This window comes from Rhodopseudomonas sp. WA056 (assembly GCF_010906995.1).
Lineage (GTDB): Bacteria > Pseudomonadota > Alphaproteobacteria > Rhizobiales > Xanthobacteraceae > Rhodopseudomonas > Rhodopseudomonas palustris_G.
This window is the reverse complement of record NZ_QPFS01000004.1, coordinates 12,875-38,068: the sequence shown is the minus strand read 5'-3', so window position 1 is coordinate 38,068 and position 25,194 is coordinate 12,875. Positions and strand designations below refer to the sequence as shown.

General features: G+C 65.7%; 21 protein-coding genes and 1 pseudogene. 9 read left to right on the top strand and 13 right to left on the bottom strand.

Going from position 1 to position 25,194, the window contains the following annotated elements; translation table 11 throughout:
* Positions 1 to 18 precede the first annotated feature (18 nt).
* Together DU475_RS01855 and DU475_RS01850 are read left to right on the top strand one after the other, a co-directional pair.
* The gene (locus DU475_RS01855) at positions 19 to 639 is read left to right on the top strand and encodes a pyridoxamine 5'-phosphate oxidase family protein (protein WP_047307736.1); all 621 of its coding nucleotides are present in this window, start codon (positions 19 to 21) and stop codon (positions 637 to 639) included.
* 69 nt (positions 640 to 708) lie between these two features.
* Positions 709 to 1,041 (top strand): YkgJ family cysteine cluster protein, encoded by a 333-nt coding sequence (locus tag DU475_RS01850; protein ID WP_041807443.1) that lies wholly within the window; start codon positions 709 to 711, stop codon positions 1,039 to 1,041.
* 4 nt (positions 1,042 to 1,045) lie between these two features.
* On the opposite strand, the gene DU475_RS01845 is transcribed toward DU475_RS01850, so the two are convergent.
* The gene (locus tag DU475_RS01845) at positions 1,046 to 1,453 is read right to left on the bottom strand and encodes a hypothetical protein (protein ID WP_013503482.1); all 408 of its coding nucleotides are present in this window, start codon (positions 1,451 to 1,453) and stop codon (positions 1,046 to 1,048) included.
* Positions 1,454 to 1,693: 240 nt separating this feature from the next.
* Here DU475_RS01845 and DU475_RS01840 point away from each other — a divergent pair, with 240 nt between their 5' ends.
* A complete protein-coding gene (locus DU475_RS01840) occupies positions 1,694 to 2,080 on the top strand; it encodes a hypothetical protein (RefSeq protein WP_047307735.1) in 387 nt (128 codons plus the stop codon).
* Between the two features lie 202 nt (positions 2,081 to 2,282).
* Here DU475_RS01840 and DU475_RS01835 read toward each other — a convergent pair whose 3' ends face one another.
* The 4 genes from DU475_RS01835 to DU475_RS01820 form a co-directional block, all read right to left on the bottom strand.
* Positions 2,283 to 4,508: a sensor domain-containing diguanylate cyclase gene (locus DU475_RS01835; RefSeq protein WP_164630346.1), complete on the bottom strand. Its 2,226-nt coding sequence runs from the start codon at positions 4,506 to 4,508 to the stop codon at positions 2,283 to 2,285.
* Positions 4,509 to 4,800: 292 nt separating this feature from the next.
* On the bottom strand, positions 4,801 to 5,205 hold the full coding sequence (locus DU475_RS01830) for a DUF3307 domain-containing protein (RefSeq protein WP_047307733.1): 405 nt from the start codon (positions 5,203 to 5,205) through the stop codon (positions 4,801 to 4,803).
* Between the two features lie 253 nt (positions 5,206 to 5,458).
* Positions 5,459 to 6,343 (bottom strand): DUF6537 domain-containing protein, encoded by an 885-nt coding sequence (locus DU475_RS01825; protein WP_164630344.1) that lies wholly within the window; start codon positions 6,341 to 6,343, stop codon positions 5,459 to 5,461.
* A gap of 9 nt (positions 6,344 to 6,352) precedes the next feature.
* The gene (locus tag DU475_RS01820; protein ID WP_013503487.1) at positions 6,353 to 7,027 is read right to left on the bottom strand and encodes a Crp/Fnr family transcriptional regulator; all 675 of its coding nucleotides are present in this window, start codon (positions 7,025 to 7,027) and stop codon (positions 6,353 to 6,355) included.
* A 303-nt stretch (positions 7,028 to 7,330) separates the two neighbouring features.
* On the opposite strand from DU475_RS01820, the gene DU475_RS01815 reads away from it, so the two are divergent.
* Positions 7,331 to 8,113: an enoyl-CoA hydratase/isomerase family protein gene (locus DU475_RS01815; protein ID WP_013503488.1), complete on the top strand. Its 783-nt coding sequence runs from the start codon at positions 7,331 to 7,333 to the stop codon at positions 8,111 to 8,113.
* Positions 8,114 to 8,413: 300 nt separating this feature from the next.
* Positions 8,414 to 9,372, top strand: a pseudogene (locus DU475_RS01810) (IS110 family RNA-guided transposase).
* A gap of 60 nt (positions 9,373 to 9,432) precedes the next feature.
* Here DU475_RS01810 and DU475_RS01805 read toward each other — a convergent pair.
* The 8 genes from DU475_RS01805 to DU475_RS01770 all read right to left on the bottom strand — a co-directional run bounded on the left by DU475_RS01805 (position 9,433) and on the right by DU475_RS01770 (position 19,196).
* A complete protein-coding gene (locus tag DU475_RS01805) occupies positions 9,433 to 10,131 on the bottom strand; it encodes a nitroreductase (RefSeq protein ID WP_047307731.1) in 699 nt (232 codons plus the stop codon).
* Positions 10,132 to 10,292: 161 nt separating this feature from the next.
* Complete coding sequence (locus DU475_RS01800; RefSeq protein WP_164630342.1) at positions 10,293 to 11,537, bottom strand: acyl-CoA dehydrogenase; 1,245 nt, start codon at positions 11,535 to 11,537, stop codon at positions 10,293 to 10,295.
* Positions 11,538 to 11,684: 147 nt separating this feature from the next.
* Positions 11,685 to 12,932, bottom strand: coding sequence for an acyl-CoA dehydrogenase (locus tag DU475_RS01795; protein ID WP_164630340.1), 1,248 nt, complete (start codon positions 12,930 to 12,932; stop codon positions 11,685 to 11,687).
* 137 nt (positions 12,933 to 13,069) lie between these two features.
* On the bottom strand, positions 13,070 to 14,197 hold the full coding sequence (locus DU475_RS01790) for an acyl-CoA dehydrogenase family protein (protein ID WP_164630338.1): 1,128 nt from the start codon (positions 14,195 to 14,197) through the stop codon (positions 13,070 to 13,072).
* Positions 14,198 to 14,343: 146 nt separating this feature from the next.
* Entirely contained in the window at positions 14,344 to 16,218 is a 1,875-nt protein-coding gene (locus DU475_RS01785) for an AMP-binding protein (RefSeq protein WP_164630336.1), read from the bottom strand.
* A 50-nt stretch (positions 16,219 to 16,268) separates the two neighbouring features.
* Complete coding sequence (locus DU475_RS01780) at positions 16,269 to 17,075, bottom strand: enoyl-CoA hydratase/isomerase family protein (RefSeq protein WP_047307148.1); 807 nt, start codon at positions 17,073 to 17,075, stop codon at positions 16,269 to 16,271.
* A gap of 223 nt (positions 17,076 to 17,298) precedes the next feature.
* Complete coding sequence (locus DU475_RS01775) at positions 17,299 to 18,057, bottom strand: SDR family NAD(P)-dependent oxidoreductase (protein WP_164630334.1); 759 nt, start codon at positions 18,055 to 18,057, stop codon at positions 17,299 to 17,301.
* 461 nt (positions 18,058 to 18,518) lie between these two features.
* On the bottom strand, positions 18,519 to 19,196 hold the full coding sequence (locus tag DU475_RS01770; protein WP_047307160.1) for a TetR family transcriptional regulator: 678 nt from the start codon (positions 19,194 to 19,196) through the stop codon (positions 18,519 to 18,521).
* Between the two features lie 130 nt (positions 19,197 to 19,326).
* Between DU475_RS01770 and DU475_RS01765 the strand changes: the two genes are divergently transcribed.
* From DU475_RS01765 to DU475_RS01750, 4 genes are all read left to right on the top strand, one after another.
* Complete coding sequence (locus DU475_RS01765) at positions 19,327 to 20,502, top strand: acetyl-CoA C-acetyltransferase (RefSeq protein ID WP_013503498.1); 1,176 nt, start codon at positions 19,327 to 19,329, stop codon at positions 20,500 to 20,502.
* A gap of 187 nt (positions 20,503 to 20,689) precedes the next feature.
* The gene (locus tag DU475_RS01760; RefSeq protein ID WP_164630332.1) at positions 20,690 to 22,246 is read left to right on the top strand and encodes an acyl-CoA synthetase; all 1,557 of its coding nucleotides are present in this window, start codon (positions 20,690 to 20,692) and stop codon (positions 22,244 to 22,246) included.
* A 110-nt stretch (positions 22,247 to 22,356) separates the two neighbouring features.
* Positions 22,357 to 23,217, top strand: coding sequence for a cell envelope integrity protein TolA (gene tolA / locus DU475_RS01755; RefSeq protein WP_164630330.1), 861 nt, complete (start codon positions 22,357 to 22,359; stop codon positions 23,215 to 23,217).
* Between the two features lie 454 nt (positions 23,218 to 23,671).
* Positions 23,672 to 25,144 carry an amidase gene (locus DU475_RS01750; protein WP_164630328.1) on the top strand — a complete coding sequence of 491 codons (1,473 nt, stop codon included), beginning with the start codon at positions 23,672 to 23,674 and terminating at the stop codon, positions 25,142 to 25,144.
* The last annotated feature ends 50 nt before the right edge of the window (positions 25,145 to 25,194 follow it).

Below are 25,194 nucleotides of genomic sequence, written 5' to 3'. Positions count from 1 at the left end.
ATCGAGCAGGAGGGTCTCATGACCGAAGCCCAGCAGGTTTCCAGCGACATCGCCTTCACCCCCGCCGTCAAGGCGATCCAAGCGCGCAAGGGATCGCGCGAGTCCTACGCCCGCGTCGAACGCAACGGCGGCTGGGCAACCACGATCGACGACAACCTCGCCGCTTTCCTCGGCGCCCAGACCAGCGTGCTGCTCGCCACCGCGAGCGCCGACGGGCAGCCCTATATCCAGCATCGCGGCGGCCCGGCGGGCTTCCTCCATGTGCTCGACGCCCACACCCTCGGGTTCGCCGACTTCAAGGGCAATCAGCAGTTCATCACCCAGGGCAATCTGGCCGAGAATCCGAAGGCCTATCTGTTCGTGATCGACTATGCGCACCGCCGCCGCATCAAGATCTGGGGCCGCGCCCACGTGATCGAAGACGATCCGGAGCTGATCGCCCGGCTGATGCCGAAGGGCTACAAGGCGCGGCCCGAACAGGCGATTCTGTTCGAAGTGGCGGCGTGGGACAGCAACTGCCCGCAGCACATCCCGCAGAAATTCGATGCCGCCGACGTCGCCGCGGCGATCACGACGCGCGACATCCGGATCGCCGAACTGGAGGCACTGCTCGCCGCGGCCACGAAGGCGCGGGAATAACCGGAGAATTCGCGCGTCGACGCGCGTCGGCCGGTTTCGCCGGCGGCCGCTTCAGGATACAGAGAGCCGATGATCGCTCTCGCCCCGATCGACGCCGCCAACCCGTGCCAGAGCTGCGGCGCGTGCTGCGGCTATTCGGAGAACTGGCCGCGCTTCACGATCGAGGACGACGCCGCGCTGGATGCGATTCCGGCGGCGTTAGTCAATGCGCGGCTGTCGGGAATGCGCTGCGACAACGACCGCTGCGGAGCGCTCGCTGGGACGATCGGCCAGACGACGGCCTGCACGATCTATGCGCTGCGCCCCGAAGTATGCCGCGACTGCCAGCCTGGCGATCCGGAATGCCTGATGGCGCGGCGCAAGTTCCGCCTAGCGCCGCTTCCGGGTTCGCAGACGACCTGACCGATCAGTTGGTGGTGTCGGGCGCCGGCTCGTCGTCGAGTTCCTGCTCGGACTCCTGATCGAGCGGCGCGAAGCTGGCCAGCGGCGCGGTCGACAGCGTGATCGCCTTGCGCTGGGAATAGCTGCTGACGCTCGGCGCCCGCCGCTCGTGGGCCAGCGCGTACAGCACGGAACCGGCGCGGCCTCCGGCCACGACCAGATCCCGCTCGTCGCAGCTCGCCGCTACGGCGAGCGCCAGTGGTTGCAAATGCGCGCGGCGATAACAGAACAGCGCCAGCATCGCCCGGACATCGCCCGACACGCTGTCGACTAGCTGCGACAATCCGTTCTCGTTGGCGCGATACATCTGACCCAGCAGTTCCTCGCGGACCGGGCAAGCGTCGTTCTCGAAAGCTTCACGGCTGGACCACATCGGCGTTCTCCCGAACAGGTTGCGGATCACTAGGATGCGTCCGAGTTTGTTAATGAGCTCTTAACTACACAACCTGATACCACTACTGGCCATTGCGTGCGGCGCATGGAACTCTTCGGCGATCACGAATTGCGACGGCGATCGTTTTCGTCGTGACGCCGACGCACAATCGGTCAAGTATGCGTCGCTGCTCAGCAGAACGCTGTTCAGTAAGTTCATCTTGCAAGATGGAGAGTACGCATGACTGATCCGGTCACGTTGTTCCCCAATCTGTTGCAGCCCGCAGCCAAGACTTACGCACCGGTGGGGATCAAGTTCTGGGAGAGCGAGGCGACCGTCCTCGACAACATGAAGGAATTCGCAGACGGCTGGTTCGAGCGCCGGCGAATTGGAACTCGCGCCGCGCTGGAGACGGCCCGGCGGATGGGCGAAGCAGCGACGCCGCTCGATGCGTTCCGCGAATACCAGGATTGGCTCGGCGGCGCGATGGCGCGGGTGCTGGAAGACGGCATGGCCTGGCAGCAGCAATTCATGAAAACCAATGCCCGGCTGGCGCCCCATCTGAACCGCCAGGAGCAGCCACCAGAAAGTCCGGCGACCGAGCCGGACACGCGGCTGAGCGCCTGAGGCCGGCCGCTTCCGCCACCGAGAGGCGCCCATCGCACGAGCCGTCGCGCGACCTCAGATCGACACGGCGATGCCGACGGCAAGCGCGCGCGCCGTCGGTATGCGGCCGTTGTCGACGTAGCTCGTCGGCGCACACCGGCTTCTGACAGCAGGCTTTTATCGGGCACGTGGCAAGGCTGCTGTATGTCGTGGCATGTCGCCGCTATGTCGTCGGCGACAGTTCCGCGGCTTCAATCGTCGGCAGACTGATCTCGACCCGGTTCCGGCCGTTGAGTTTGGCGCGATACAGCGCGTTGTCGGCACGGGCCAGGAGGGTTTCGGCGTTGTCACCCGGCATGAACTGAGCGACTCCGAAGCTCGCCGTAATGCTGCCGACCTGCTCGAAGATGGTGTGCGCGACCAGCAGCCGCAGCTTCTTGGCAGTTTCGGCCGCCGCCGCCGCATCGGTGTCGGCGAGCAGCACCGCGAATTCCTCACCACCCCAGCGCGCCAGCAGATCGGCGCGGCGGACACTCGCCGCCACCGTCTGCGACAACCGGATCAGCACCTGATCGCCCATCGGGTGACCATAGACGTCGTTGACTTCCTTGAAGTAATCGATGTCGAAGATAATCAGCGAGAACGGCCGGCCGGTTCGCTGCGAGCGCGCCAGTTCCTCGTCCAGCCGCATGTTGAACTTCGAGCGGTTGTGCAGCCCGGTCAGAGCATCGGTCGTGGCCTGGCGCGCCAGATCTCTGGTTCGGTCCTGCAGTTCCTCCCGAAGCTGACGCTGCACGCGGTCCCGCGCCCCGCGATCCAGGCCGAAGAAATAGAACAGCGCGGCGATCACCACCTGCAAGGTGATGACGATACCGAGCAGCCTGCTCGCGAAGATGTCCTTTACCGGAAGCGCCAGCACCAGCGATACGCCGGAGCTGCCGATCGGCTGGCGGACCACGTAACTGCGCCGGCCGCCAAACTCCGCCCAGCCTTGGCCGAAAACCTCGCGTTTCAACATCTGCGGCCGCGCCGGCGCGCCGAGCTGTTCGGCGAGTTGCAGCCGCGGCATATCCGGCCTGGGCCACAAAGTCCTCAGCCATTCGTCCGGTCGGTTGGTGATGATCACCAGCCCGCGGGGATCGACGACGAAGAACGCCCGATTGAACCGGCTCATCACTGCGGCCAGGCTTTCAAGCGAAATCTCCAGCGCCGCAACGCCCTGAATAGTGCCATCGGCGCCGCGGACGGGCGCGGCCGTCAGATACGTCCTGAGCCGCTGCGGGGGATCGACGCGAAACTCGCGAACCGGCCGGCCGGCGATCGCCTTCTCGAACCAATCGACCGCCTGCAGGTTCGGCTGCCCCAGCCAGTTCCGATCGGACGGATCAGACGATCCGACGATCTGCCCGCCACGATCGACCACGAGGCTGCGGATCGCATCGACCACACCAGCTTCGAGCTGCAGCACCGATCGGGCGGTGCCGAGGCTGGCGGCGTCGCTGCCGCCGAGCAGCGGCAGTATCGTCGGCGACGTGGCGAGTTCCCTCACCACCGCATCGGCCATCGCGATCTCGCGTTCGAAGCCGCTCACCAGCAGCGCCGCGTCGCCGTTACCTTCGGCCTCGGCGCCTTCGCGGTAGATCTCGCCGAGCCGGTTGGTCAGCGCCCAGCCCAGCAGCAGAATCACCAGCAGTATCGTCACCACCCCGAGAAACTGCCGCTTCAGGTGGACGGAATAGTCCGGATAGGCAAACCGCTCCATCACCCGGCGGCCCCACGCCGCCCAGGTCAGCACCGCCAAGATCGCCGCGATCAGTCCGCGCACGAGCTGGATCGGAACTCCGGTGAGCTGCTGGAACGCGTCCTGGTTGACGACGTCGGCGGGCCAGAACGGCGCCGGCTCGACGATCACGCCCGCCGCCACTGCGTAGCAGCCGAATCCGGCCGCCACCGCGATGATCAGCGGCCGTATCGCTTCCGCGTAGTCGGTCCGGCGGGCAAACAGGGTGAATCCGACCAGCACCGCACCGGGAGCAGCCAGTAGATAGCGCGCCATCGCGTCGGCCGAGGGCACTCCGTCGACCGCACCGATCACGCCGATCACCAGCACGATCGCGCCGAAGATCCACGGCCCGGGCATCGGAATGCCGCGCGACAATCCGCCCTGTCGGCCCGCCTCCGCCAGCAACACGAACGACAGTGTCGACACCGCGGCGCGCGCAATGGCGAATTCCGCCGAGTCCCCGACGATCAGCGCGATCATGTCGAGCCATTCGCTCGCCCCGTGGACGCAGCCGAACAGCCCTGTCAGACGGGTCAGACGGACGACCGCCCGGTGCTCCTGCTCGCGTCGGCTAGCGATCGCGAGACACAATACGCCGAGCAGGATGAACGCCAGCCCGTAGAAAAAGTAGATGAAATCGAGCTGAGATTCGAGATGACGCAGCATGATACTCGGACTCGGTGTTTCCTCCGCCACGGTTTCCGCGCGGTCAGCAGCGTGCTGCTGATCGCCACAATGCTAATCGATCGCAAGTCATGCAGCGGTTAATGCCGCGCCACGTAGAACTACGTGGCTCGGGCTCCGAGCGGCGCCGAAGTGCCGACGTCGTCACTATTTCGTGCCCGGCGCTGCGAAAAACAGAACTAATTATACCACAGGTTCCAGCAGCGACCGAGACGCCGCGCCGCCTGCTTCGACGCGAAACCACGCGCCCCGGTGGCCCGTCGGCTGCAGCGCCCTATGCGTTGGTGGCCAGGATGATCGCCAGACCGAAGCCGGTCAGATGGTGCAACGCCTGATCGGTACCGATCAGCCACCAGAACCAGCGGTCCTGATTGGTGACGTCGTAAGTGGCGACGATGAAGCCCTTGGCGCGATCGATCGCCAGATGGATCGCGAAGTCGATCGGGCCGATGTACCAGAACCGCGGTGCCAGGATCAGCATCAGCAGCGTCGTCATCACCAGATGCACGCTGCAATGCGCGAGCAGCGGCAGCGCCCAGCCGGTCTTGGCATCCTTGCCCGCCGCCATCCACTTGTTCTGGAAGATGAAGTCCGCGAACACGTGTTTGACGGTGAGCAGCAGCATCCAATAGATCAGCGCTCCGACTGCAATCGACGACGACAAATCGGGAAGGATCAAGCTCGCACCTTCGCTTGGGCTCGCCGCAGGCCGACGGCGGCGACGGCCGGTTTACGGCCGTTCGATCGTCCGCCGTCCCGCACGGAGGCTTCGCATCGCAGCCGGCCGGGATCGGCCAGCGCCGTTTTATGACACTTCTGATTGAGGAATGCACGTGGCGGCCGCCGGACGTTGCCGGGCCTGTGCGATTTCCGTGGCCCCGCAGCGGGCGCAGGCAGTCGCCGGCTCGCACGATCGAAAAGACGGACGATCATCACGACGCGGCGGCTCGCATCGGGACGGTACAGCACCGCGCCCGGATCGATTCGATCGCGCCCCTCAGACTGGTCTGCTTGCGCTCCGGCAGCGCCGCAGCACGCGCCTCCGCGATCGCCTGCGACAGATCTGGCAGCGGCAAGGTGCCGTTCACCGCCGGCTTGATCAGGGCGTCGACGAGCAGTGTCCAGTCCGCCATGCCGAAGCGATAGCCATCGCCATAACCGCGCACCATGGTGGCGGTTTCCACCACCGCCCCGACCGCTTCCGGACGGATCGCGAGGCTGCGGTCGATCATGTGCAGCCAGCGCTCGACCCACTTCCGTTCGCTGGCGTAGCGAATCGAAAGCAAACGCCAGCGCCGCAACCAGGCGATGATCCGCAGCTTGCGGATGCCGAGCCATCCACTGCCGTTGAAGCGCATCTTCACCGGCATGTGCAGCCAGCCGAGATAGTTCAGCATTTTTAGCGTCGGATCGGCCACCACCACGGGCAACGCCGCCACCACTTCGTCGATCCGGAATCGGCATCTGCGCTCGATGCGCTGCGCCGTCCGTCCGGCCGGCGCGCTCGCCGCTTCCTGCAGCGTGAGCTGCGCGATCCGGATCGGATCTTCGTACGACATCCGCACCGCCAGCAGCTCGGCGATCCGCAGCAGCAGCGCGTCATCGATCTCGCGGCGCCCGACGAATCGGCTGATCCGATCGAGATACAGCCGCGCGTAGCGGCGGCCCTGGTAGATCACCAGCCGCTCCGCCGCCTCCTCAAGGGTCCGCGCCACCTGCGGCGAAGCGGCGGCTGGCGCATTCAGCACCACCACGCGATCGTTCTCGCCGAGCACTTCGGCGAGCGTCGAGCGCAGTGCGTCGATGTAGCCGGCCATGTGGCTGCCTTATGCCGTGCCGCCGACAGCGTCGGGCCGCGGCGGCTGCGCGGTGGCGGCGAGCCGGGCCTGCAGCGACTCGATGTTCTCGAACAACCGGGCGCTGGCGAGCCGCAGGAAATAGAAGCCGAATTCCGGATTCTGTACGTACAGCTCCTCGACCTGGCGATAGCTGACGCCGAGCACCGTGCCGGCCTCGACGCATTCCAGCGTCTGCGTCCTAGTGTGGGTCGGCGACAGCATGCCGAGCTCGCCGACGATCGCACCGACCGGCAGCTCGATCCCGGATTCGACCAGGCGAAACCGGCCGCTGACGATGTAGAACATCTCCTCGGCCTTTTCGTCCTTGTAGAACAGCTCCTCGCCGGCCGCGCATTTGCGCTCGGTCATGAACGGCTTGAGCCAATCCATCGACAGGTCGCTGTTCACCGATTTCTTCACGTCCCGCACGAGCTGGAGCATCTGGTGCAGCCGCCAAGCGTTGAGCGGCAGCAGCACGGCATGCAGCGCCAGCGTCGGATAGTTGTGTGTCGGAATCGACACCGCGATGAGCAGCAGGTTGGTCAGGATTCCGAACACCCGCAGTGGAATCATCGTCCGCATCGTGGCGGTGGCGAGCACGAAGATCGTCGCGAACACGCTGCTCGCCATGCCGGCATTCTGGGCGATGAGAGACATATCCATGTAGGACCACCGTTGTCTTGCAATCGAAGGCGCCGAAGCCGGCGGAAGCGATCTGGGAGAGCGTCGCAGGCCGTCCGGCCGCAACTCTCCCCTACACGCTGGTGCGGACGGAATTATAAACCAGCCGGCGCAGATTGCGCGAGCGGCGCCCGAATCCCGCCCGCCGCCCGGCTGGTTGACGGACGACCGGCCGGCGGGCAGTTTGCCCGGCCTATTTTCCAATCCCCGCGGCTCCGTCCGCGATTCTTGCAGGGCCAGGCGCCGTTCCGGCAGCCGCCCACTTCCCATCAGGAGACCAGACCGATGTCCGACAGCGACACTGCCAGCGCGCCGGTGCTGACCATCGACGGCCCGCGCGCCACCATCCGGCTGAACCGTCCCAAGCACCTCAACCGGCTGCAGCCGGACGATCTCGCCGTCCTGCTCGATCAGTTCGCACGAATCGACGCCGACGCCGCGATCCGGGTGCTGGTGCTGACCGGGACCGGGCGGGCGTTCTCGGCTGGGTTCGATCTCGGTGAGGTGGCGGAGCGCGCCACCGCCGAGCTCGAGGCCGAATCCCCGGGCTCGGCGTTCGAAGTCGTGGTCAACCGGCTCGAGGATCTGCGGGTGCCGACGATCTGCCGGCTCAACGGCGGGGTCTATGGCGGCTCGACCGATCTGGCACTGGCCTGCGATTTCCGCATCGGCGTCGACACCGCCGAGATGTTCATGCCGGCGGCGCGGCTCGGGCTGCATTACTATCCGGGCGGCATCAAGCGCTACGTCTCCCGGCTCGGCATCGACAACGCCAAGCGCCTGTTCCTGACCGCGCAGCGGATCGATGCCGCCGAGATGCTGCGGATCGGATATCTGACGCAAATGGTGGCGATGGACCGGCTCGACCGCGAGGTCGACGCGCTGGCGACCACGCTCGCCGGCAACGCGCCGAACGCTGTCGCCGGCATGAAGCGCGCCATCAACGAATTCGCCCGCGCCGCCTTCGACGAACAGGCCGCCGACGCCCGCGCCCGCGCCTCGATGCGCAGCGACGAAATCAAGGAGGGCATCGCGGCGTTCGCGGAAAAACGCGCGCCGCGGTTTTGAGGGCTCGACCGAAGCCCTCTTCAACGAGCAATTCCGGGGCGCGAAGCCGCAATGCCTATCCGCCAGTCATTCCGGGGCGCCGCGAAGCGGCGAACCCGAAATCTCAGGCGCAGTGCATAAATCAGATTCCTGTATCTGCGAGGTGCTGGTGCATAGTCAGCGCGACGGAGGCCGCTCGGTAGATTCCCGGCCGATCATCTCGCCGTAACCCGGTGCGGGCGCCTCTGTCGGTGTTGCTTGATCGAACAGTCGCACGGGCGTTGCCGTTGCGGTGATCGCCCGCATACAGGACCGATCCCCATGACGATTGCACTGCCGCTTACGGTTGCGGCCGGCGTCGATGCCGGCCAACGTTTCCTCGATGTCGCGCTGGCTCCGTCGGGCCAGACCTTCCGGATGCCTAATCTGGCCGAGGGCATCGCCGAGATCATCGCCCGCCTCGAACGCTCCGGCGTCAGGCGGGTGGTGCTGGAGGCGATCGGTCCCTATGCCGAACCGCTGATCAAAGCGCTTTCGGTCGCCGGCTTCGAAGTCGGCATCGTCAATCCGCGCCGGATCAAGGCGTTTCGCGAGGCCGAAGGCGGCCGCGCCAAGACCGACAGGCTGGACGCGCGGCTGATTGCGCGCTTCGCTCTCACTATGCCCGAGACCCTGCGCCCCCTGCCCACCGACACCCAACTCGAGCTGAAGGCGTTGTCGCTGCGACGCCGCCAGCTCACCGAGATGATCGCGATGGAGAAGACCCGGATGAAGCAGGTCTGCGGCACACTCCTGCTCGATAGTCATCGGGCCGCGATCGCCGCGTTGTCGGCGCAGTGCCAAGCCATCGAGGCCGAACTCGCCAGGCGCATCGGCGACGACGCCGAACTCCGCCGAGTCCTTCACATCCTCAAATCAATCCCCGGCATCGGCGAACGGGTGGCTACGCTCCTGATCACCGACCTCCCCGAACTCGGCCAGCGCGATCGCAAGGCCATCGCCAGCCTCGCAGGGCTCGCGCCCACGTCAGCCAATCCGGCGCAGCGCCGCCTCGCGCCGCCATCGCCGGCGGACGTCCCTGCGTTCGCGCCGCGCTCTACATGGCCGCCCTGGTCGCCGCCCGCCACCACCCCAAGCTCCGCGACGACTACAACGCCCTTCGCCTGCAAGGAAAACCCGGAAAGGTCGCGCTCATCGCAATCGCACGAAAACTGCTCGTCACAGCCAACGCACTCGTCAAAGCCGACACGCCATATCAAAGTAAGACCCTTGACACATAAGACAGTCGCCGGGTTCGCTCGCTAAACGCGAGCGCCCCGGAATGACTCGTTGAGAGGCCGTTACTTGTCTACGAACGTCGCGACCTCACCCAACGCGGCGCGGTTGGTGCGATACGAGTTCGCTTTGTGGTCCGGGTCGGCATAGCCGAACGAGATGCCGCAGACGACGCGGCGGTCGTCGCCAAGGCCGAAATGCTGGCGCACCACGCCGGCGTGAAACGCCAACGCCGCCTGCGGCACGGTGGCGACGCCGAGCGCCTGCGCGGCCAGCATGAACGAGGTGACGTAACCGCCGCAATCGACCGCGCCGTAGACGCCGAGCGCTTCATCGGTGGTGATGATCGCAGCGTGCGGCGCGCCGAACAGGTTGAAATTCTGCAGCGCCTGCTGGGCGGCGGCGGCCTTGTCGCCGCGGGCGATGCCGACCGCGTTGTAGAGCTGGAAGCCGCTCTCGCGGCGGCGGTCGAGATAGACGCCGCGATACTCGCGTGGGAACTCGAAATCGCCCGACATCGGCGCACCGCTGGCGGCCGCAGAATAGATCACGTCGCGAAACCTCGTCGTCGCCTCGCCCGAGGTGATCACCACCTGCCACGGCTGGCTGTTGCACCACGACGCCGTCTTCTGCGCCGCACCGAGGATACGCTCGATCACCTCGCGGGGCACCGGATCGGGCTTGAACGCCCGGCACGAGAACCGGGCGGCCATCAGGTCTTCGAGGACGTCGATCGGGGCGGTGGTCGCGGCAGCGTCGGTCATGATGGCCTCATTGCTCGATGGTCGTCATTCCGGGGCGCTCACGACAGTGAGCGAACCCGGAATCTGAACGCGCTTTGGCGCCGGCAATCGACCAACTTCGGGATTCCGGGTTCGCGAGCTTTGCTCGCGCCCCGGAATGACAGCCGTGGTTCATGATTGCTTCACCGCCCCTTGGTCGGAATCTTGTTGAACGGCACGTCCTTGTCGACCCGGATGTCGCCGGGCAGGCCGAGCACGCGTTCGGCGATGATGTTGCGCAGGATCTCGTCGGTGCCCCCCGCAATGCGCATCGACGGCGAACCCAGCAGCATCGCCTGGAAGCTGCCGCCGGCTTCGGCATCGGCCGAATCGGTGAACACGCCCGCGGCGCCTTCCAGATCCATCGCAAAGGCAGCGATGTCCTGCAGCATCGGACCGGCGACCAGCTTGCCGATCGAATTCTCCGGCCCGGGTCGCTCGCCTTTCGACAGCGCCGAGATCGAGCGATACGACGTGTACTTCAGGCCGCTGGCCTTGACTGCCCAGTTCGCCAGCTTGCTGCGCACCGCCGGATCATTAATCGCGGGGCCGTTGTCGGTGGCCAGATCGTTGCAGAACGCAAAGATCTCCGGGAAGCCGGTCGCGAGCCGCGCGCCGATCGACATCCGCTCGTTCATCAGCGTGGTCAGCGAGACGTTCCAGCCGTCGCCGACGGCGCCGAGGCGCTGGCTGTCCGGAATTCGCACGTTGGTGAAGAACACCTCGTTGAATTCCTGCATGCCGTTGGCCTGCTTGATCGGCTTCACCTCGACGCCGGGGCTCTTCATGTCCAGGAAGAACATGGTGAGGCCCTTGTGCTTGGGCACATTCGGGTCGGTGCGGGTGATCAGCAGGCCGTAATCGGAGTAGTGCGCGCCCGATGTCCAGATCTTCTGGCCGTTGATGATCCAGTCGTCGCCATCCTTCTCGGCGCGGGTGCGCAGACCCGCGACGTCGGAGCCGCCGGCCGGCTCGGAGAACAACTGGCACCAGATGTTCTCGCCCGACGCCAGTTTCGGCAAGTACTTGCGTTTGTCGTCCTCGCTGCCATAGGCCATCACGGTCGGGCCGCACATGCCCTCGCCGATCTGGAACGGCTGGGTGAGCTTGCCGTAAACGCCCTCTTCCTGCTGCCAGATCACCTTCTCGATCGGCGTGGCGCCGCGGCCGCCATATTCGCTCGGCCAGGTCAGACAGGCCCAGCCCCCTTCGGCCTTCTTCTTCTGCCACGCCTTGCCGACCTCGACGATGTCGGCGTTCTTCAGGCTGATGCGGCCGAGACCTGACTTCGTCAGTTCCTGTTCGTACTGCTTCGGCGCGTTGGCATCGATCCACGCGCGAGCGTGAGCGCGAAACTCGGCTTCCTGCGGGGTATCGTCGAAATTCATGGTCTAGTCCTCTCAATCGGCACTACCCTCGTGGTGAGGAGCGCGCATCGCGCGCGTCTCGAACCATGAGTTGTTCATCTTCATCTCATCCTTCGAGACGCCCGGCTGCGCCGGGCTCCTCAGGATGAGGTTCGTGCGTGAGGCGGACTAAGCCCGCCCCCGCGTCGGGATCTGGTTGAACGGCACGTCCTTGTCGACGCGGATGTCACCGGGCAGGCCGAGCACGCGTTCGGCGATGATGTTGCGCAGGATCTCGTCGGTGCCGCCTTCGACGCGGGTCGCCGGCGAACGCAGCAGCATCGCCTGGAAACGGCCGGCGACTTCGGCGTCCTCCGGCCCGCTCAGCACGCCGGCGGCGCCCTGCAGATCGAGCGCGTACATCGCGACTTCCTGGATCATGCTGCCGGCGACCAGCTTGCCGATCGAGTTCTCCGGCCCCGGGCGCTGGCCTTTCGACAGCGCCGAGATCGAGCGGAACGAGGTGTAGCGCAGGCCGCTGGCCTTCACCGCCCAGTTCGCGAGCTTGCTGCGCACCGCGCGATCGTCGAGCGCCGGCGCACCGTCGAGCGTCAGCGACGAGCAATAGTCGAACAGCTCCGGGAAGCCGGTCGCGACGTTGGCGCCGATCGACATCCGCTCGTTCATCAGCGTCGTCAGCGATACGTTCCAGCCGTCGCCGACCGCGCCGAGGCGCTGGCTGTCCGGAATCCGCACGTTGGTGAAGTACACCTCGTTGAAGTCGGAATTGCCGTTGGCCTGCTTGATCGGCCGCACCTCGACGCCGGGGCTCTTCATGTCGAGGAAGAACATCGTCAGACCCTTGTGCTTGGGCACGGTCGGGTCGGTGCGGGTGATCAGGATGCCGTAGTCCGAGTAGTGCGCGCCGGAGGTCCAGATCTTCTGGCCGTTGATGATCCAGTCGTCGCCATCCTTCTCGGCGCGCGTGCGGAGACCCGCGACGTCGGAGCCGCCGGCCGGTTCGGAGAACAACTGGCACCAGACCTTCTCGCCGGAGCCGAGCGGCGGCAGGTAGTGCCGCTTCTGTTCTTCCGAGGCGTAGGCCATCATGGTCGGGCCGCACATGCCCTGGCCGATGATGAACATCGCCGTCAGCTTGCCGAACACGCCTTCTTCCTGCTGCCAGATCACGCGCTCGATCGGCGACGCGCCGCGGCCGCCATATTCCTTCGGCCAATGCGGAACGGCCCAGCCGGCATCGGCCTTCTTCTTCTGCCAGGCCTTGGCGACCTCGAGAATATTGGCGCCCTTCAGCACGACACGGCCGAGCGACGCCTTGCGCAGCTCGTCCTCGTATTGCTTCGGCGCGTTGGCGTCGATCCAGGCACGCGCCTTGGCGCGGAATTCGGCTTCCTGCGGGGTATCGTCGAAGTTCATGGCACACCTGCTATCGATGCATTCAATTTCTCCGTCATTGCGAGGAGCGAAGCGACGAAGCAATCCAGCTCAGTGCACGGAGCCTCTGGATTGCTTCGCTGCGCTCGCAATGACGGTTGGGCATTCACCGTCGCGCGTTACGCCGCGTTCTTCTGGCGCATCCGGTCAATCAGCTGATCTTCCCAATACGATTGGCTGCCGAGGCTGAGCGCCAGCGCGTTGGCGCGGCGATAGTACAGATGGCAGTCGAACTCCCAGGTGAAGCCCATGCCGCCGTGCACCTGGATGTTCTGCTTGGCGCAGTGCTGGAACGCCTGGGTGGCGCTGATCCGCGCCGAGGCCGCAGCCTCCGACAGCTCGGCCGCATCGGTCGAGAGCGCCCACGCACCGTAGTACGAGTTCGAACGCGCCAGCGTCGCCGAGACGTACATGTCGGCGAGAATGTGCTTGATCGCCTGGAACGAGCCGATCTGCCGGCCGAAGGCGATGCGGTCGAGCGCGTAGTCGCGGCCCATCTCCAGCGCGCGGTCGGCGCCGCCGACCTGCTCGAACGCGACCAGCACCGCGGCGCGGTCCATCACGCGCGACAGGATGCTCCAGCCTTCATTGGCCGCACCGAGCGGCTCGGCCTTGGCGCCGGCAAACGTCAGCTCGGCCTGCTGCCGCGACGGATCGACGTTCTGCAATGCCTTGGCGGTGACGCCGCCGGCCTTCAGATCGACCAGAAACAGCGAGACGTCGGTGTCGCGGCCGCTGTTGCCGGTACGCGCCGCGACGATCGCGAAGTCGGCGATCGCGCCATCGGCGACGGGCTTCTTGGTGCCGCTGAGCGTGCCGTTCGACACCGCGAGCTTGACGGCGGCCGGTGACGGATTGCCGGTGCCTTCGAACAGCGCCAGCGTGCCGATCGCCTCGCCCGACGAGATCTTCGGCAGCCACTTCTGCTTCTGCTCTTCCGAACCCGCCAGCAGCAGCGCCTCAGCGGCGAGATACACGGTCGAGGAGAACGGCACCGGCGCCAGGGCGCGGCCGAGCTCCTCGGCGATCACGCAGAGCTCGAGATGGCCCGCACCGGTCCCGCCGTATTCCTCGGGAATCGCGACGCCGAGAAAGCCCATCTCGGCGAGGCCCTTCCATAGCTCGCGGTCATAGTCGGCCTTGCCTTCGAGCACGGCACGCACCGCCTTCGGCGAGCACTTCTCGGCAAGAAACCGCCGCGCCTGATCGCGCAGTTGCTTCTGGTCGTCGGAGAAATCGAAATTCATGGACCCGTCTCGTTGTTGTTAGGTGTTGGTCTTGAATGACTTCACCGTCATTCCGGGGCTCGCCGGCAGGCGAGAACCCGGAATCTCGAGATTCCGGGTTCGCGCTGCGCGCGCCCCGGAATGACGGAGAGTTAAGTTCGCATCGCTCACTGCAGCACCATCACATCCGAATCCGGATGCTCGGCGTACAGCCGCTCGACCAGGGCGGCGCGGCGTTCGAGGCCGGCGCGCTGGTTGATGTAGCCCTTGTCGGTGAGTTCGTTGCCGTCGATCGACGGCGGCTCGACCATCAGCATCGCGCGCGCGATCCGCATCGAACTGGCACCCTCGACTTCCCGGTTGTGCTTCTGCAGCCCGGCACGAAGCGCCGCGAGCACGTCGGGATGCTTCACGACGTCCTCGAAGCTCGCATTCGGATCACCGATCATCACCCGGCAGGCGTTGAGGTTCGGCCAGGCCAAGAGGCCGATATAGGCGCGATCCTGCCCCGCCACGAGTGCGTCCTGGATCACCGGGCTCGCCGCGGCGATCGCGTCGGTGCGCACGGTGCTGACGTGGACGAAGGTTCCGGTCATCAGCTTGAAGTCTTCGGCGACACGGCCGGCGAAGATGATGCCCTTCACCGGATCGTTCGGATCGACGAACACGCCGGCGTCGCCGATCTTGTAGAAGCCCTCTTCGTCGAACGCCTTCTCGGTGAGATCCGGCTGGCCGTGATAGCCGGGCATCACGTTGACGCCGCGCAGCCGCAATTCGTACTTGTCGCCGACCGGCAGCATCTTCAGTTCGACGCCGGGGAACGGCAGCCCGATCAGGCCGACGCGCTCGGTGTCCCAATAGGTGCCGGTCGAAGTCGGCGAAGTCTCGGTCGAACCCCAGCCGGTGTAGAACACCAGCCGGTGCCCGGTGGCGCGCACCGCAAGCGCCTGCATCCGCTCGTACAGATCGTCCGGCAGCCGGGCGCCGCCATAGGCCATCAGCTGCATGTCCTTGAAGAACGACCGGCACAGCGCGTCGTCCTTCTCCATCGCGCTCGCCAACGCCGCGTAGCCGGCCGGCACGTTGGCGTAGTAGGTCGGCGAGATTTCGCGCAGGTTGCGCAGCGTCTCTTCGATCTGGCCCGGCACCGGGCGACCGTCGTCGATGTACAGCGTGCCGCCTTCGATCAACAGCGGATTGAACGCCGCGTTGCCGCCCATGGTGTGATTCCACGGCATCCAGTCGAGCTGCACCGGCGGCGGACCATTCGGATCGCGCGTCCGCACCTGCATCATCATCGCAGCATTGGCGCACATCATCCGCTGGGTGTTGATCACCGCCTTCGGCATTCCGGTCGAGCCGGACGTGAACAGGAACTTGGCGACGGTGTCGGGCGTGATCTGCGCGACCGACTGCGCTACCTGATCGGTCACCGGCGTCGCCGCCATGTCGTCGAACGCGATGCTGGCGATGCCGTCCGCCGGATCGGCGACGTGGATCACCTGGACGTCCTTCAGGTCGAGCGCGTGCAGTGCCTTTGTGAATGGCGCGCCGTTCTGCACCATCACGGCCGCCGGCTTCACCAGATCGAACAGGTACTTCAGCTTGAGGTGATCGTGGCTCATCAGCGAATAGGCCGGCGACACCGGCGCGGTCGGAATCCGCGCCTGCATCGCCGCCATCATGATCAGCGCGTGCTCGATCGAGTTGCCCGACAGCACCGTCAGCGGCCGGCCTTCCGGCAGCTTCAGGTCGAGCAACGCCTGGGTCAGCGAATCGACGATGCGCTTCGCCTCGGCGTAGCTGACCTTGCGCCACTGCCGCGCCTCGCCCTTGCGCTGCGCCAGCCAGATATGATCCGGCCGCTGCTTGGCCCACTTCGCCAGCGCCATCGGCAGGTTGGGATCGTGATCCATCAGCGGGAAGCGCGACTTCATCACGATGACGCCGCCGTCGCGACGATCGACGTCGATCTCGCGCGGCAGCCAGTTCACTTTGCGGAATGGAGGCTTGGTCAGCACTGCGGCTGCGCTGGCGGTCATCTGGTGTTCTCCCGTTTTCTCGGCCTCTTGCCGGGCCAACGTTGATTGGGTCAGCGGTTGCCGTAGACCGGCTTGCGCTTCTCGAGGAACGCGGCGACGCCTTCCTTGAAATCCTCCGAGCGCGAACACAGCACCTGGTTGCGATCTTCCATTGCGATCACCTGCTCGATCGAGCCGGCATCCACCGCCATGTTGAGGCACTCCTTCGACAGCCGCAAACCGACCGGCGATGCCGCCATCATCGCATCGACGAACGGCTGCGCCGCGGCTTCGAGTTGATCGTCTTCCACCAGTTCGGACACGAGCCCGGTCATCAGCGCGCGTTCGGCGCCGATGAAGCGGCCGGTCAGGATCAGCTCCGACGCCACCGAGACGCCGACGAGGCGCGGCAAAAAGTAGCTGGTACCGATGTCGCAACCGCCGAGGCCGAGTTTGATGAAGGCACAGTTCATCCGCGCGCTGCGCCCCGCGATGCGGACGTCGGAAGCCAGCGCCAGCGCAAAGCCGCCGCCGGCCGCGGCGCCGCGGATCAGCGAGATGATCGGCTGCGGGCAGCGGCGCATCAGCATCACGATGTCGGCAATCCGACGCTGCGAATCCAGCGACTCGGTGACGCCGGGCGTTGCGTTCTCACCGGCGCGGCGCGCCATCGCATGTTTGAGATCGAGGCCGGCGCAGAAATTCGCGCCCGCGCCTTTCAGCACCACGACGCGAGTCTTGCGGTCACGCTGCAGGCGGCCAAAATAGTCGTTGAGTGCGTCGATTAGGCCGGGATCGAGAGCATTGAGGCTGTCCGGCCGATTGAGCGTGACCCAATCGACACCGTCACGATGATCGACCAGCAAGGCCTCGGTCACGCCATCACTCCCGTCAGTTGTTGTTCTTATACGCCGCTGCTGCGACGTTTAATCGGATCGCCGTTCTGGCGATAGTCGCTCCCCTCCCAAATACAGGGAAAGAAACAGTCCTGCGTGCTTCGAATTCCGCCGCGCGAGAGATCGAAGGTCTATCGCGAACTACACGCGGCGGAGATCGAAGATCTCACCCTCTCCCGAAACGGAAAGGGTGAGAAGTGCGCGTTTAGCGCGGCGCCATGCGGATGGCGCCGTCGAGACGGATGGTCTCGCCGTTCAGCATCGGGTTCTCGACGATCTGCACCGCGAGCGACGCATATTCCGACGGATCGCCGAGGCGGGCCGGATGCGGCACCTGGGCGCCGAGGCTCTTGCGGGCGTCTTCCGACAGGCCCATCAGCAGCGGGGTGAGGAACAAGCCCGGCGCGATGGTCATGACGCGAATGTTCATCGACGCGAGGTCGCGCGCCACCGGCAGGGTCATGCCGACAATGCCGCCCTTCGAGGCGGAGTAAGCAGCCTGGCCGATCTGACCGTCGAACGCCGCCACCGAGGCGGTGTTGATGCAGACGCCGCGCTCTTCGCCGATGGTCGGCGCACTCTGCATGCGCTCGGCGACGAGCCGGATGCAGTTGAAGCTGCCGATCAGGTTGACGTTGATGATGCGCGAGAAGTGGTCGAGCGGATAGGCGCCGCTCTTGCTGACGGTCTTCACCGCGCCGCCGATGCCGGCGCAGTTCACCAGCACGCGGACGATGCCGTGCGCGGCTTCAGCCTTGGCGATCGCCTCCTTGACCGGGGCTTCCTGCGACACGTCGCCGACGCAGGCGACGCCACCAATCTCGGCCGCGACCTTCTCGGCGTTGTCCTTGTTCATGTCGAGCACGGCGACCTTGGCGCCCTTGGCGGCCATCGCCCGCGCGGTCGCGGCGCCGAGCCCCGAACCACCGCCGGTGATGAGAACGGAGACGTCTTTCAACTGCATTGGATATCCCTTTCCTTGGGCGCTTTCTTGAAGCTTGGTCTCGGACGACACCGCTCGCCGCCTTTTAAGAGCGGTCGGGCCGACGCGTCCCGCGTGGTTATTGCGCTGTTGGTCCGGGCCTTCAACAGCCCCTTGGGCGTTTCCCCGATCGTTGAGGCCGGCAAAAGGTCGCGACTTGGTCCGCTACCGATCCGGCTCGAGGTCTCTCCTTGGGTGGCGTCTCGTTGAGCTCGCGTTCCGACAGATTGCTTGGGCGTTTCCTGGCGTTTTCTTCTTTATAGAGACACGAACAATGTCCCGGGGGTGCCTGAAGCTCCATTCCGCCTGCCTTCTTGCCGGGCAGGTTCCGTGAACTGGTTCCTTGGGCGTTATTGTTGTTTGTTCGGATTTTCCTTGGCTTGTCCCGGGTCTGAATTGAAGGTCTCTGAAGTTGGGTGGGGTCGTTTCTTCTTTTTGTTAGCTCAGGATCCTGCGGCGGAAGGCTGACGTGCTCTGTTCGTCAGCAAACCACCGAGGACGATCTTTTCGATATGCGCCACATAGGAGCGACAGACCTCGTCCGTCACCGGCCCGACGCCGGCAGCGCGCATCATGGTCTGCCGACCGAAGAACAGGTGATCGCAGGCGCCGATCAGCGTGGTGTAGAACAGCACCGGATCGACCTCGCGGAAATCGCCGCTGGCGACACCCTCGGCGAGCAGCCGGCGATGGAAGTCGAGCAGCGGCCCGACGAAGAACTTGGTGACCTCGTCGGCGGTGTCGCGGTTGAGCCCGTGCAGCAGATAGTGAATCAGCCGGTTGAGATACGGAAACTGATGATACGCCTTGATGATGCCGGCGATGTGCAGCTTCATCTTGGTGGTCGGCGACAGCGGCTGCGCCAGCAGGAAATCGAGATGCGTCATCTCGTTGGCGGCGTCGCGCTCGAGCAACGCCAGCAGCAGGCCATCCTTGTTGCCGAAGTGATACTTCACCAGCGCGGCATTGACGCCGGACTTCTGCGCGATGTCGGCCAGCGAGATCTCGACCGAGTTGCGCTCGATCATCAACTCGCCCGCAGCGACCAACAGCTTCTCGGCGGTCGAATTTTTCGCCGCCGGCGCCTTGGTAGCCATCGAATGGTTCAGGTGCGCTGCCATCGTCATCGCACTTACAGCATCGTTTGACACGGCTCAAGCGTTAATTGATCGATTGACTAAATCCTTCCCCACCACTTAAATCGCCGCGGTCCAATACCCATACCCAACAACCATTACAGGGAGAGAACACATGGCCGAGGCCTATATCGTCGCCGCTGCCCGCACCGCCGGCGGCCGCAAGGGAGGTCGTCTGGCCGGCTGGCATCCGGTCGATCTCGCCGCCTCGGTCATCAACGCGCTGGTCGACCGCTCGGGCGCCGCGCCGGATCAGATCGAAGACGTGATCATGGGCTGCGTCGGCCAAGGCGGCGAGCAGGCCGTCAATATCGGCCGCAACGCGGTGCTGGCCTCGAAGCTGCCGGAAAGCGTGCCGGGCACGTCGGTCGACCGGCAGTGCGGCTCGTCGCAGCAGGCGCTGCATTTCGCCGCACAGGCGGTGATGGCCGGCACCATGGATATCGTGATCGCTGCCGGCGTCGAGTCGATGACCCGCGTACCGATGGGCTCGCCGAGCATACTCGCCGCCAAGGCCGGGCTCGGTAACTACAAGAGCCCGAAGATGGAAGAGCGCTACCCGAACATCCAGTTCAGCCAGTTCGTCGGCGCCGAAATGGTGGCGAACAAGTACAACCTGTCGAAGGACGAACTCGACGAATTCGCGTTCAACAGCCACCAGCGCGCGATCGCCGCGACGCAAGGAGGCAAGTTCAAGGACGAGATCATCCCGCTCGAGATCACCCGCGCCGACGGCTCGACCGACATCCACCATATCGACGAAGGCATCCGCTTCGACGCCACACTCGACGGCATCAAGGGCGTCAAGCTGATCAACGAGAACGGCGGCAAGCTGACCGCGGCGACCGCCAGCCAGATCTGCGACGGTGCCTCCGGCGTGGTGGTAGTCAACGAGAAGGGCCTGAAGCAGCTCGGCGTGCAGCCGCTCGCCCGCGTTCATCACATGACGATGCGCGGCGGCGATCCGGTGATCATGCTGGAAGCCCCGCTGCCCGCCACCGAATACGCGCTGAAGAAGGCCGGGATGAAGATCGACGACATCGATCTGTTCGAGGTCAACGAAGCCTTCGCCTCGATCCCGGCCGCGTGGCTGAAGGCGACCGGCGCCGATCCGGCCCGGCTCAACGTCAACGGCGGCGCGATCGCGCTCGGCCATCCGCTCGGCGGCTCCGGCACCAAGCTCATGACCACCCTGATCCACGCGCTGAAGCAGAACAACAAGCGCTACGGCCTGCAGACGATGTGCGAGGGCGGCGGCATGGCCAACGTCACCATCGTCGAGCGGCTGTAAAGACAACATGCCGCAAGACCTCATCCTGAGGAGCCCGGCACGGCCCGAAGGGCTGAGCCGGGCGTCTAGAAGGATGTGCCCTATACCCTCATGGTTCGAGACGCGCGCCTAACGGCGCGCTCCTCATCATGAGGTTCAGTGCCAGACAGAGCGGAATCAATCCGCCGCATCACCGAGAGGAAATCCCATGACGCATCCGTCGATTCACGCCAAGACCACCCCCGACAAAGTCGCCTACCGGATGGCCTCGACCGGCCAGGCTCTGACTTATCGACAGCTCGACGAGCGCTCCAACCAGGGCGCGCATCTGTTCCGGTCGCTGGGGCTGAAGGCCGGCGATCACATCGCGCTGTTGATGGAGAACCGGCTGGCGTTCATGGAGATCTGCTGGGCGGCGCAGCGCGCCGGCCTGTATTACACCGCGATCAGTCGCTATTTGACCAAGGACGAGATCGGCTACATCGTTCAGGACTGCGGCGCCAAGGTGGTGATCACCTCCGCTCAGGGCAGCGAGACGATGAAGGCGCTGCTGTCGGACGCACCGGGCGCGCCGCTCTACTACATGGTCGACCAGCCGGTCGCCGGCTTCCGTTCGTGGGAGCAGGAAACCGCCGCGCAGCCGACTACGCCGATCGCCGACGAGGTCGCCGGATACGACATGCTGTATTCCTCCGGCACCACCGGTCGGCCGAAGGGCATCAAGCGCGAATTCGAAGGTAACGCCATCGACGTGCCGAGCCCGTTCCTGCGCCTGTTGTGCGAGAAGATGTGCGGCATGAACGACGGCAGCATCTATCTGTCGCCGGCGCCGCTGTATCACGCGGCTCCGCTGCGCTTCAACATGATGGCGACCACGCTCGGCGGCACCTCGATCATCATGGAGCATTTCGACGCCGAGCAGTTCCTAGCGCTGGTCGAGAAGTACAAGGTGACGCAGTCGCAGCTCGTGCCGACGATGTTCGTGCGGATGCTGAAGCTCCCCGACGCGATCCGCAGCCGCTACGACGTGTCGTCCCTGAAGGGCGCAATCCACGCCGCCGCACCCTGCCCGGTCGACGTAAAGGCCAAGATGATCGAGTGGTGGGGCCCGATCCTGATCGAGTACTACGCCGGCTCCGAAGGCAACGGCGTCACGGTCTCGACCTCGCAGCAATGGCTCACGCATCGCGGCACGGTCGGCAAGGCGGTGGTCGGCACCATCAAGATCCTCGATGACGACGGCGACGAACTGCCTGTCGGCGAAATCGGCACCGTGTACTTCGCCGATGCGCCGTCGTTCAGCTATCACAACGATCCGGACAAGACCAAGAAGGCCTACAATGAAAAGGGCTGGTCGACGCTGGGCGACGTCGGCTATCTCGACGACGAGGGGTTTTTGTATCTCACCGACCGCAAGAGCTACATGATCATCTCCGGCGGCGTGAACATCTACCCGCAGGAGACCGAGGACGTGCTGCTGACCCATCCCGACGTCGCCGACGTCGCGGTGTTCGGCGTGCCGAACCCCGAGATGGGCGAAGAGGTCAAGGCGGTGGTGCAGCTTCGCGACGGCGCCGCGCCCAGCGCCGAGCGGGCGGCCGAGCTGATCGCGTTCTGCCGCGAGCGGCTGTCGCCGATCAAGTGCCCGCGCTCGGTCGACTTCGAGGCCGAGCTGCCGCGCACCCCGACCGGCAAGCTGGTCAAGCGCCACCTCAAGGACCGCTACTGGCCGCAAGCGCAGAACAAGGTCGCCGCGACCGCCTGAGCGATCCGATCCTGCCGTGCCCTCGCCGCCGAACGGCGAGGGCACGATCGCGGCTCCAAAGCCAAGAACGACTCCGCTCCGCCGCCGGGCTACGCTATGCTGGGGCGGTGATGCGGCTCCGCCTTGTTCCGATAGCTTCGCCGACCTCCGACCGCGCTGGTGCTGCGGTGTCGGTGCTGGCGCATGTCGTGCTGGTCGGCGCGGTGCTGCTGCTCGCCGAGGTGCATCCCTTCGCCGAAGTGCCGGAACAGCGGATCGAGGTCGAAGTGGTGACTGCCGACGAAGCGCCGCCGCCGGTGCCGGAGAAAGAGCCGGATCAGAAGCCGGACGAGCAACAGGCGCCGAGTTTCGAGGTGCCGCAGACGCCAGCCGAGCAGCCCAAGCCGCAGCAGCAGGCCCCCGCCGCCCAGCAGCAGCCGGCCGAGACCAAGCCGCCACCGCCCGCTCCACAGCCTCCGCCGCAGCAGAACGCGCAGGCCCCGGCGCCTCCGCCGCAACAACAGCCGGCACCGCAGCAGCAGCCTCAACCGGCCAAACCGGCAGCAGCGCCGATGCCCTTCCCACCCGCGATCCCGCAGGAGCCGGACATCACCGTGAAATACTCGGTGGCGCTCGGCCTGCCGGCCGAGGGCGGCGGGTTCGACGCGCCGGCCGAAACCGTCGCCAACATCAGCGCGGAGGCGGTGGCGGCGCTGCGCAAGCGATTGAGATCCTGCGCCGCCCTGCCGGCAGGGCTGTCGCCGGCCGACAACGTCAAGATCGTGATCCGGGTCGGGCTGACGCCGGACGGTCGGCTCGCCCAGGAGCCGTTTCTGATCGAAGCCAGCGCCTCGGCCAAGGGCCCGGCGCTGATGAGAGGCGCGATCGCCGCACTGGAAGCGTGCCAGCCCTATACGATGTTGCCGGCCGATAAATATCGCGAATGGCGGGTGCTCGACATCGGCTTTACGCCGCAGGATTTCCGCGGCTGAACCCGCTGCTCAGCCACGCGTCCCTCCGAAAGCCGTGTGGAAGGACCAGAAACTTCAGGGCCGGAAATAAAGAAGCTCCGGAAACCGCCGGAGCTTTAAGTCAAGGGAGACTCGATGCACCCACTCCGCGTCTGGCGGATGGTGCGAATTCCTCATGCGGCACCTGTATCGCCTCGCAGGCAACTACGTCGCCTCGCGCCCTGCCCCCGCTCGTTGCGCTGCCCGCTGGCGCCATGCTGCCGCCGAACGGCAATTTCTACCCAGGCGAGTATGCAATAGAACATTCGTGGAATGATCCTTGACCTAAGTCAAGAATATCTCGCTTGGCGGAAATAATCGCGAGCCCCCTGGAACTGATCGGATCAGCTCCCGCGGCAAGCCACTACCGCAGGCCCAAGAACCGACTAAGCTCCGGCCCAGCTCGTCCCCCGCCTCGAACCCGGAGAAAGCCATCTTGCCCGTCTCGTCCTGGAGCTTCGCGACTGTCACCGACCTTGCACAAGCCTTGAAGACCAAACAGGTCTCCGCCGTCGAACTCACTCAGGACGCGATCGGACGAATCGAGCGCCACGACGACAAGATCAACGCGATCTGCGTCCGCGACTTCGACCGCGCGCTGCAGAGCGCCCGAGCGGCCGATCTGGCGCTGTCACGCGGCGGACGCGAGCCGCTGCTCGGCATCCCGATGACGGTGAAGGAGAGCTTCAACGTCGCCGGCCTGCCGACCACCTGGGGCTTCGTCGAGCAGAAGAACTTCGTGGCGCAACAGGACGCGCTGGCGATCCAGAGGGTCAAGGCCGCCGGCGGCGTGATCCTCGGCAAAACCAACGTGCCGGTCGCGCTCGGCGACTGGCAGAGCTACAACGACGTGTACGGCACCACCGGCAACCCCTTCGATCTGTCTCGCACGCCCGGCGGCTCGTCCGGCGGCTCGTCGGCCGCGCTCGCCGCCGGCTATGGCGCGCTGTCGCTCGGCTCCGACATCGGCGGCTCGTTGCGGGTGCCGGCGCATTACTGCGGCGTCTATGCCCACAAGCCGACCTTCGGGCTGTGCCCGGCGCGCGGCCATACCCCGCCGCCGTTTCCGCCGCTGCCATCCAACCGCGACCTGTCGGTGATCGGCCCGATGGCGCGCTCGGCCGCCGATCTGGCGCTGCTGCTCGACGTCATCGCCGGCACCGATCCGGTGTTCGACGGCATTGCGTACCAACTCGATCTGCCGGCAGCGCGGCACACCACACTGAAGGATTTCCGCGTGCTGCTGCTGGATACCCATCCGCTGCTGCCGACCGGCGCGGCGGTGCGCGGCGCGCTGCAAACGCTGGCGGCCGGGCTGACCAGGGCCGGCGTCCGCGTCGAGCGGCAGTCGCCGCTGCTGCCGGATCTCGCCGAGACCTCGCGGGTGTATATGCGGATGCTGCTGTCGTTCCTCGCCGCCGGCTTCCCGCCCGAGCTGTACGCCGGCGCGCAGGAGATGGCGGCCCGGCTCGACGCCAAGGACGACAGCCTCGCCGCCGAGCGGCTGCGCGGCATCGTGCTCAGCCATCGCGACTGGGTCGCCGCCGACAGCCGCCGCACCGGCCTGCGAGCGCAATGGCACGAACTGTTCAAATCGTTCGACGCGGTGATCTGCCCGGTGATGCCGACGCCGGCCTACACCCAGGATCACTCCGAGCCGCAGGAAGACCGCCGCATCGAGATCGACGGCAAGCCCTATCCCTACGTCGATCAACTGGTGTGGCCCGGCATCGCCACCCTGCCCGGCCTGCCGTCGACCGCGATCCCGGTGGGAATGTCGGACGACGGCCTGCCCGTCGGCGTGCAGATCGTCGGCCCGTGGCTGGAAGACCGCACCCCTCTGAAGCTCGCCGAACTGATCGAACGCGAATTCGGCGGCTTCACGCCGCCGAGGGCGCTGGTCGATTAGTCAGCGACGAACGCCACCACAATCCGTCGTCATTGCGAGCGAAGCAAAGC

Excerpts from the sequence above, each read along its gene's own strand:
- DU475_RS01760 (WP_164630332.1), top strand. The coding sequence starts at position 20,690 with ATGACGCATCCGTCGATTCACGCCAAGACCACCCCCGACAAAGTCGCC.
- DU475_RS01785 (WP_164630336.1), bottom strand. The coding sequence starts at position 16,218 with ATGACCGCCAGCGCAGCCGCAGTGCTGACCAAGCCTCCATTCCGCAAA.
- DU475_RS01805 (WP_047307731.1), bottom strand. The coding sequence starts at position 10,131 with ATGACCGACGCTGCCGCGACCACCGCCCCGATCGACGTCCTCGAAGAC.
- DU475_RS01840 (WP_047307735.1), top strand. The coding sequence starts at position 1,694 with ATGACTGATCCGGTCACGTTGTTCCCCAATCTGTTGCAGCCCGCAGCC.
- tolA (WP_164630330.1), top strand. The coding sequence starts at position 22,357 with ATGCGGCTCCGCCTTGTTCCGATAGCTTCGCCGACCTCCGACCGCGCT.
- DU475_RS01770 (WP_047307160.1), bottom strand. The coding sequence starts at position 19,196 with ATGGCAGCGCACCTGAACCATTCGATGGCTACCAAGGCGCCGGCGGCG.
- DU475_RS01775 (WP_164630334.1), bottom strand. The coding sequence starts at position 18,057 with ATGCAGTTGAAAGACGTCTCCGTTCTCATCACCGGCGGTGGTTCGGGG.
- DU475_RS01800 (WP_164630342.1), bottom strand. The coding sequence starts at position 11,537 with ATGAATTTCGACGATACCCCGCAGGAAGCCGAGTTTCGCGCTCACGCT.
- DU475_RS01850 (WP_041807443.1), top strand. The coding sequence starts at position 709 with ATGATCGCTCTCGCCCCGATCGACGCCGCCAACCCGTGCCAGAGCTGC.
- DU475_RS01855 (WP_047307736.1), top strand. The coding sequence starts at position 19 with ATGACCGAAGCCCAGCAGGTTTCCAGCGACATCGCCTTCACCCCCGCC.
- DU475_RS01825 (WP_164630344.1), bottom strand. The coding sequence starts at position 6,343 with ATGGCCGGCTACATCGACGCACTGCGCTCGACGCTCGCCGAAGTGCTC.
- DU475_RS01795 (WP_164630340.1), bottom strand. The coding sequence starts at position 12,932 with ATGAACTTCGACGATACCCCGCAGGAAGCCGAATTCCGCGCCAAGGCG.
- DU475_RS01835 (WP_164630346.1), bottom strand. The coding sequence starts at position 4,508 with ATGCTGCGTCATCTCGAATCTCAGCTCGATTTCATCTACTTTTTCTAC.
- DU475_RS01765 (WP_013503498.1), top strand. The coding sequence starts at position 19,327 with ATGGCCGAGGCCTATATCGTCGCCGCTGCCCGCACCGCCGGCGGCCGC.
- DU475_RS01845 (WP_013503482.1), bottom strand. The coding sequence starts at position 1,453 with ATGTGGTCCAGCCGTGAAGCTTTCGAGAACGACGCTTGCCCGGTCCGC.
- DU475_RS01815 (WP_013503488.1), top strand. The coding sequence starts at position 7,331 with ATGTCCGACAGCGACACTGCCAGCGCGCCGGTGCTGACCATCGACGGC.
- DU475_RS01820 (WP_013503487.1), bottom strand. The coding sequence starts at position 7,027 with ATGGATATGTCTCTCATCGCCCAGAATGCCGGCATGGCGAGCAGCGTG.
- DU475_RS01790 (WP_164630338.1), bottom strand. The coding sequence starts at position 14,197 with ATGAATTTCGATTTCTCCGACGACCAGAAGCAACTGCGCGATCAGGCG.